General features: G+C 70.5%; 7 protein-coding genes. 4 read left to right on the top strand and 3 right to left on the bottom strand.

What is annotated here, in order from left to right; all coding sequences use genetic code 11:
- Positions 1-1032, top strand: a 1032-nt coding sequence (locus IJH84_RS19295) for a CdaR family transcriptional regulator (RefSeq protein ID WP_295147062.1), incomplete at its 5' end; no start/stop codon positions are given.
- A gap of 117 nt (positions 1033-1149) precedes the next feature.
- A complete protein-coding gene (locus tag IJH84_RS19290) occupies positions 1150-2394 on the top strand; it encodes an FAD-binding oxidoreductase (RefSeq protein WP_295147059.1) in 1245 nt (414 codons plus the stop codon).
- 135 nt (positions 2395-2529) lie between these two features.
- On the opposite strand, the gene IJH84_RS19285 is transcribed toward IJH84_RS19290, so the two are convergent.
- Positions 2530-3531, bottom strand: coding sequence for a carbon-nitrogen hydrolase family protein (locus tag IJH84_RS19285; RefSeq protein ID WP_295147057.1), 1002 nt, complete (start codon positions 3529-3531; stop codon positions 2530-2532).
- Positions 3532-3708: 177 nt separating this feature from the next.
- On the opposite strand from IJH84_RS19285, the gene IJH84_RS19280 reads away from it, so the two are divergent.
- A complete protein-coding gene (locus IJH84_RS19280; protein ID WP_200072158.1) occupies positions 3709-4506 on the top strand; it encodes a metalloregulator ArsR/SmtB family transcription factor in 798 nt (265 codons plus the stop codon).
- A gap of 102 nt (positions 4507-4608) precedes the next feature.
- Here IJH84_RS19280 and IJH84_RS19275 read toward each other — a convergent pair whose 3' ends face one another.
- Positions 4609-5517, bottom strand: a complete 909-nt coding sequence (locus IJH84_RS19275; protein WP_295147054.1) for an SDR family oxidoreductase — start codon at positions 5515-5517, stop codon at positions 4609-4611.
- 97 nt (positions 5518-5614) lie between these two features.
- Here IJH84_RS19275 and IJH84_RS19270 point away from each other — a divergent pair, with 97 nt between their 5' ends.
- Positions 5615-6313 carry a TetR/AcrR family transcriptional regulator gene (locus tag IJH84_RS19270; RefSeq protein WP_295147051.1) on the top strand — a complete coding sequence of 233 codons (699 nt, stop codon included), beginning with the start codon at positions 5615-5617 and terminating at the stop codon, positions 6311-6313.
- 1 nt (position 6314) lies between these two features.
- Here the strand turns inward: IJH84_RS19270 and IJH84_RS19265 are convergent.
- A partial coding sequence (locus IJH84_RS19265; protein WP_295147048.1) for an LppA family lipoprotein occupies positions 6315-6507 on the bottom strand: 193 nt, incomplete at its 5' end.

Below are 6507 nucleotides of genomic sequence, written 5' to 3'. Positions count from 1 at the left end.
GTGCTGGCGTATTCGAGCAGGCAGGAGACCGCCGACCAGGCGCGGATGGCGACGATCCTGGGCAGGCGGGTGCCGGACGAGATCCGCGCCGAACTCACCGCCCGCGGTGTGCACGCGCACCTCGCCGCCTCCGACGCGCCGCTGTTCGTGGAGCCGATCCCGGCGCACGACTTCCACGGCCGGGTCGTCATCGCGGTTCGCGCCGGGCGGGAACTGCTCGGTTCGATCTGGGTCGAGGTCCCGGAGCCGTTGACCGGCGAGCGGGAGTCCGCGCTGCGCACCGGGGCCAGCACCGCATCGCTGCAGATGCTGCGCGCGCGGGCCGCGGCCGACCTCGAGCGGCGGATCGAATCGGACCTGGTCATCGAGCTGTTGGAGGGCAAGGACGACGCTGCCGCGGTGCTGAGCAGGCTCGGCTTGCGCGGCGAGGACTTCCAGGTCGTGGCGTTGCAGGCGGAAGACACCGCGGTGCTGGTCGCCTTCGAGCGGGCCACCGCCGGTTTCGGCTGGGGCAGGCCGGGACGCAGCGCGCTGTTCTCGAACACGGTCTACACGGTGCTGCCCGGCGAGGTGCCCGCCGCGGAGTGGGTGCGCAAGTTGATGCGCGGGGTGCCCGCCTCCGCGCGGGCCGGGATCGGTGGCGCGGCGAGCCCGCTGGAGCTGCCGGTGAGCAGGCAGGAAGCCGACGAGAGCTTGGCGGTGGAAAGCTCCGACCCGATCGTTTCCTACGAGCGCGCGTGGCACGAGATCCTGTTGCGGCGGCTGCGCAACGCCGCTTCCGGCGGCCGCATCCCCCCGCGCGGTCCGGTCGCCGACCTGCGTCGCCACGACGCGGCGAACGGCACCCGCTACACCGAGACGCTGCGTGCGGTCCTGCACGCCCAGGGCGACCAGGTCGCGGCCGCGGCGCGGCTGGGCGTGCACCCGAACACCGTGCGCTACCGGCTGCGCAAGATGACCGAGGTGACCACGCTCGACCTGGACGATCCGGACGAACGCCTCGCCCTGGTGATCGCGCTGCGCGTCGCCTAGCGGCCGCGGAGTAGTGCCCGGATACCAACGCGGCGCGCTCGGATTGTGCGCAGATGACAACGATCAGCGCTGTGTTCCCGGTCATGCTCGGAGCTGGACCGAGCGAAGGGAGCAGGCATGAACGGGACCGATCAGGCACCGCGCCGGGTGGTGGTCGCCGGAGCCGGCGCCGTCGGACTCTCGACGGCGTGGTTCTTGCAGGAGCACGGCGTGGAGGTGACCGTCGTCGACCGCGACGGCGTGGCGGCCGGTTCGTCCTGGGGCAACGCGGGCTACCTCGCCCCGGCGTTCTCCATCCCGCTGCCGGAGCCGAGCGTGCTGCGCTACGGGCTGCGTTCGCTGCTGGACCGCAACGCCCCGCTGTACGTGCCCGCGCGGGTCGATCCGAGCTTGTGGGCGTTCCTCGCGCGGTTCGCCAAGCACTGCACGATGCCCGCTTGGCAGCGCGCGATGCGCCCGTTCGTGCCGATGAACAACGAGTGCCTGGAGGCGTTCGACGCCCTCACCGACGGCGGCGTGGACGCCCCGACCCGCCCGGCGCCGATCACCGCGGCGTTCGAGAAGCCCGAGCAGGTGGCCGACCTGCGCCACGAGTTCGAGTTGGTTCGCGCCTCGGGTCAGGACGTGCAGATCGCCGAACCGTCCACTGAGGACGTTTCGGTGCCGCAGCTGTCCTCGCAGGTCGGCGCGGTGATGCGGATCGAGGGGCAGCGCTACGTCGACCCGGGCGAGTTCGTGCGCGCGCTGGCCCGTTCGGTCGAGGCCCGCGGCGGCGAGATCCGCACCGGTTTCAACGTCGACGAGGTGCGCCGCGAACAGGGCGGCGTCGCACTGATCTCCGGCGACGAGCGCCTGCGGGCCGACTCGGTCGTGCTCGCCACCGGCGCCTGGCTGAGTTCGCTGGCCAAACCGCTCGGCGTGCGCACCCCCGTCCGCGCAGGCCGCGGTTACTCGTTCACCGTGCCCACCGACGAGCCCGTTCCGGGCCCGATCTACCTGCCCTCGGTGCGCGTGGCCTGCACGCCGTACCAGGGCGGGCTGCGCGTGGCGGGCACGATGGAGTTCCGCTCACCCGACGCGCGCGTGTACCCGGAGCGCATCGAGGCGATCGTGCGTTCGTCGAAGCCGCTGCTGACCGGGGTGCACTGGGATCAGCGCCGCGACGACTGGGTCGGCGGTCGGCCGGTCACCCCGGACGGGCTGCCGCTGATCGGCGCGACCGCTGCGCCGGGAGTGTTCGTCGCGGGCGGCCACGGCATGTGGGGCCTGACCCTCGGCCCGCAAACCGGACGACTGCTCGCCGACCAGATCGTCACCGGCAAGCAGCCGGAGCCGCTAAAGCCCTTCAACCCGCTGCGCTGAGGTACCGGGTCTGTGTTTTTTGGTCGTTGTCTTGTCAGCGGCGGAGCCGCTGAGCAGTGACCATGCAAGCAACCGGCACCGCGGCGGGTTCTCAGCGGCTTCCTCGCGAGGACAGCGATTTCGCCGCGTAGGGAGCTACGTCAGAAATCGATCCCGCAGCGAGGGAGCCGCTGAGGTTCCGCTACCCGCACCGCTATGCAAATCGTTCTGCTCCACCGGTTCCTGCGGTCGGGTGTCGACGGTGAGGCGGAAGACGTCGGGCCGGGCGTAGTGCCCGGCCACGTCGAAGTCGAACTTGCCTTCCGAGATGGCGCCGAGGTCGAGTTCGGCGTGCAGCACGGTTTCCGCGCCGGTCGACGGCCCTGCGATGAGCTCTCCCAGCGGCGAGGCGATCAGCGAGTTCCCGGGCGAGAGCACTTCGTCCGCGGGCACGTCGAGCGGGTAGTCGTCCGGATAGTCGCTGCGGCGGGTGAACTGGTTGGCCGAGAGCACGAAGCAGCGTCCTTCGGCGGCCACGTGCCGCATGCTCGCGACCCAGCTTTCGCGCGGATCCGCCGTGGGCGCGCAGTAGAGCTGGACGCCCTGCGAGTACATGTGCATCCGCATCAGCGGCATGTAGTTCTCCCAGCAGATCACCGCGCCGAGCCGTCCCAGCGAGGTGTCGACCACGGGCATCGTCGAACCGTCGCCGAATCCCCAGACCAGCCGTTCCGCGCCGGTCGGCATGAGTTTGCGGTGCTTGCCCAGCAGCTCGCCGTCCGCGGAGAACATCAGCGCGGTGCAGTACAGCGTGCCCCGGCCGCGCTCGATCACTCCGATCACCAGGTGGATCCCGTGCTTGCGGGCGATTCCGCCGAGCCGCTCGGTCGCCGGCCCCGGAACGTCCACACTGGACTCCCAGTAGCGCCGGTACCAGCGGCGGCCTTCGGGGGAGCGGCTTCCGACGGTTGCGCCGAACGTGATGCCGCGCGGGTATGCGGACACGAACGCTTCGGGCAGCACCACGAGCTCGGCGCCTCCGGCGGCGGCTTGCCGGACGAGTTCGGCCGCCTTGTCCAGGGTGGCGTCCCGGTCGAACGCGACGGGCGCGGCCTGCACCACCGCGGCTCGGACGATCTGCGGTTCGTCGCTGCTCATTCCGCTCTCCTGCCTGCTCGGTGCTGCCGCCCGCTGGGCCGGGGTGAGAACTTACCCACGCCGGCGGCGGCCGGTCGACACATCGCCACCCGCCTCCTCGGCGGTGTTGACACGCAACCGGATGGCTGCTTGTCTGACTGACGCAGCCATTTGGTTGCATGTTTGGCCGTGGTGCACATGGACGAGGTCTTCCGGGCGCTCGCCGACCCGAACCGGCGCAGGTTGCTCGACGGTTTGAACGCCCGCAACGGGCAACGCCTGCGCGAACTGTGCGCGGGCCTGGAGATGACCCGGCAGGCGGTGAGCAAGCACCTGGCGGTGCTGGAGGCGGCCAACCTCGTCACCACGCTGCGGCGTGGCAGGGAGAAGCTGCACTACCTCAACGCCGAGCCGATCAACGCCATCGCCGAGCGCTGGATCAACCAGTACGACCGCGAGCGCGCGCACGCCCTCGCCGACTTGAAGACCGCATTGGAGCAGCCGCCGATGAGCAGCAGCGACGCTTTCGTCTACACCACTTACATCCGCACCACGCCGGAGCAGCTCTGGCAGGCGCTGACCGATCCGGCCTTCACCATCCGCTACTGGGGCTTGACCTTCGACACCGACTGGACTCCCGGCTCGGCGATGACCTGGACGGAGAACGGGCAGCGGACCACCGACCCGCAGCAGGTCGTCCTCGAAGCCGAACCGGGCCGCAAGCTCTCCTACACCTGGCACACCTTCACACCGGAATGGGCGCAGGCCGTGGGCGTCGGCGAGGAGGTCGCGGCGAAACTGCGCGAGGAGCGGCGCTCCAAGGTGACCTTCGAGATCGAACCGCTCGGCGACATGGTCAAGCTGACCGTGGTGCACGACGGCTTCGAGCCCGGCAGCACCGTCCGCGAGATGGTCGGCCACGGCTGGCCGGAAATCCTCGCCAGCCTCAAATCCCTGCTGGAGACGGGAAAACCGCTCTTCGAAGCCGCGGAGTGAAAGCGCTGAGCGTGCTCGGCACTCGGCCTCCTTCCGCAGTCGGGCGCGGAACAGGTGTCCCCTCCGCCCGCGAGGTGGGTGTGGTCGTCGTGCCCCGGGTCATCAGGTGCGGGCGGGCAGGGCGACTCCGGTGAGGCGTTCGGATTCGGCCCACAGCCGTTCGGCGACCGCCTTGTCCAGCGCCTTGCGCGGCGGGCGAGCGGCCCGGCTCGGGCCGACCAACGACCACCGCGGGCCGTAGTAACCGCCGGCCACCACGTCCGGGCCGGTCGCCGCGTGCAGCAGCGGTTCGGAGCCTTGCACCACGCCTTGCGACGGCGTCAGCTTCGTTACGGTCCGCATCAGCGCGCTCGGCTCGCCACCGAGGCTCGGCCCCGAGGTCTGCAGGTTCGTCCGGGTGTAGCCGGGATGCGCACCGGTGGACAGCAGCGGCCAGCCGCGCGCGGCCGAGATCCGCGCGAGCTCCTTGGTCAGCAGCAGGTCGGCGAGCTTGGACTGCGCGTAGGCCGCGATCGGACCGTAGCCGCGTTCGAATTGCAGGTCGTCGAAGTTGATCCGGCCGCTGTTGGCCACGGCACTGCTCATCGTGGCCACCCGCGGCGCTGTCGCGTCCAGCAGCGGCAGCAGCCGCACGGTCAGCGCGAACGGCCCGAGGTAGTTGCTGCCCATCTGCAGCTCGAAGCCGTCGGCCGTTTCGATCCGGTGCGGCGGCATCATCACGCCGGCGTTGTTCACCAGCAGGTCCAGCGGCCTCCCGTCGCTGAGCAGGCCATCGGCGAACTCCTGCACCGAGGCGAGCTCGGCCAGGTCGACGCGGCGGACCTCCACCTCGGCGCGCGGATGCTCGGCAAGGATGTCGGCGCGCGCCTGCTCGCCCTTGTCCGGCGTGCGCACCGCGAGCACCACGTGCGCGCCCGCACCTGCCAGCCGCCGGGCGGTTTCCTTGCCGGTCCCGCTGTTCGCGCCGGTCACAACGGCGAGTTTCCCGCTCTGGTCGTGCACCTGGTACATGTCGAACCCCTAAGAGACCGCTGGGCTGTTACAGCGGCGAACCTAACAGACCGCCAGTCTGTTAACAACGGACCGGCGGTTCGTTAGGGTTCCTCGCATGTGCTTCCAGCGCGCCCGCAGCGAGCAGCAGCGGAACGAACGGCGGCGCCAGATCCTGGCCACCGCCGCCGCGATGCTCACCGAGATGCCGGTCGCGAAGATCAGCCTCAACGAGTTGAGCCGGCGCGTCGGGCTGGCCAAGTCCAACGTGCTGCGCTACTTCGAGTCGCGCGAGGACGTCCTGCTCGAACTGCTGGACGCCGAAATGCAGGACTGGATCGCCGAGTTGGAGCGGTCGCTCGAACCCGCCGAAGGTGCGCAGCGGCAACGCGAGGACCGGTTGGCCGCGGTCCTGACCGAGTCGCTGGCCCGGCGGCCGGTGCTGTGCGACCTAAACAGCGCGCACGCCGCGGTCTTGGAGCACAACGTCTCCACCGATGTCGCCCTTCGGCACAAGCGCGAGACCAAGCGCGCCCTCGAGGAGCAGGCCCGGCTGATCCGCGGATACCTCCCGGAGCTCGGCGCGCACGACGCGACCCGCCTCGTCGCGATGATCGCGCTGCTGGCCGCATCGGCATGGCCGCTTTGCCGGCCGTCCGAGGCGATGCTGGCCGCCTACGCAGCCGACCCGGCGCTGGCCGAGCTGCGGATGAACTTCACCGACATGCTGCGCCGATCCTTGGCGGTGACGATCTCCGGGCTGCTGGCCCGAGCCGAGGACGCTCCGCTGGGAACGGGCCCGATCGACCCGACTTGATTCACCGCGCTGGCGGCGGCGCTTGCTTGTCCTTTTCGGCTTGGGGGAGGTGGCAGCCGGTGCTGCCGTTGATCACGGTGTTCTTGGCGGTGCCGAAGCGGTATCCACCGCCGAAGCGGTCGCTGCCTACGACCTGGTGATCGGAGGGTCGGCTGACGACGGTTTCCGGTGCTGCGAAGCCGTATTCGCGGCTC

Source organism: Saccharopolyspora sp. (assembly GCF_017434145.1).
In the GTDB taxonomy this organism is placed as follows: Bacteria; Actinomycetota; Actinomycetes; order Mycobacteriales; family Pseudonocardiaceae; genus Saccharopolyspora_C; species Saccharopolyspora_C galaxeae.
The sequence above is the reverse complement of the archived record's forward strand: the minus strand, read 5'-3'. Positions and strand labels throughout refer to the sequence as shown.

What these genes read in the sequence shown, in the direction of transcription:
- IJH84_RS19290 (WP_295147059.1), top strand. Translation starts at nt 1,150, where the DNA reads ATGAACGGGACCGATCAGGCACCGCGCCGGGTGGTGGTCGCCGGAGCC.
- IJH84_RS19285 (WP_295147057.1), bottom strand. Translation starts at nt 3,531, where the DNA reads ATGAGCAGCGACGAACCGCAGATCGTCCGAGCCGCGGTGGTGCAGGCC.
- IJH84_RS19280 (WP_200072158.1), top strand. Translation starts at nt 3,709, where the DNA reads ATGGACGAGGTCTTCCGGGCGCTCGCCGACCCGAACCGGCGCAGGTTG.
- IJH84_RS19275 (WP_295147054.1), bottom strand. Translation starts at nt 5,517, where the DNA reads ATGTACCAGGTGCACGACCAGAGCGGGAAACTCGCCGTTGTGACCGGC.
- IJH84_RS19270 (WP_295147051.1), top strand. Translation starts at nt 5,615, where the DNA reads ATGTGCTTCCAGCGCGCCCGCAGCGAGCAGCAGCGGAACGAACGGCGG.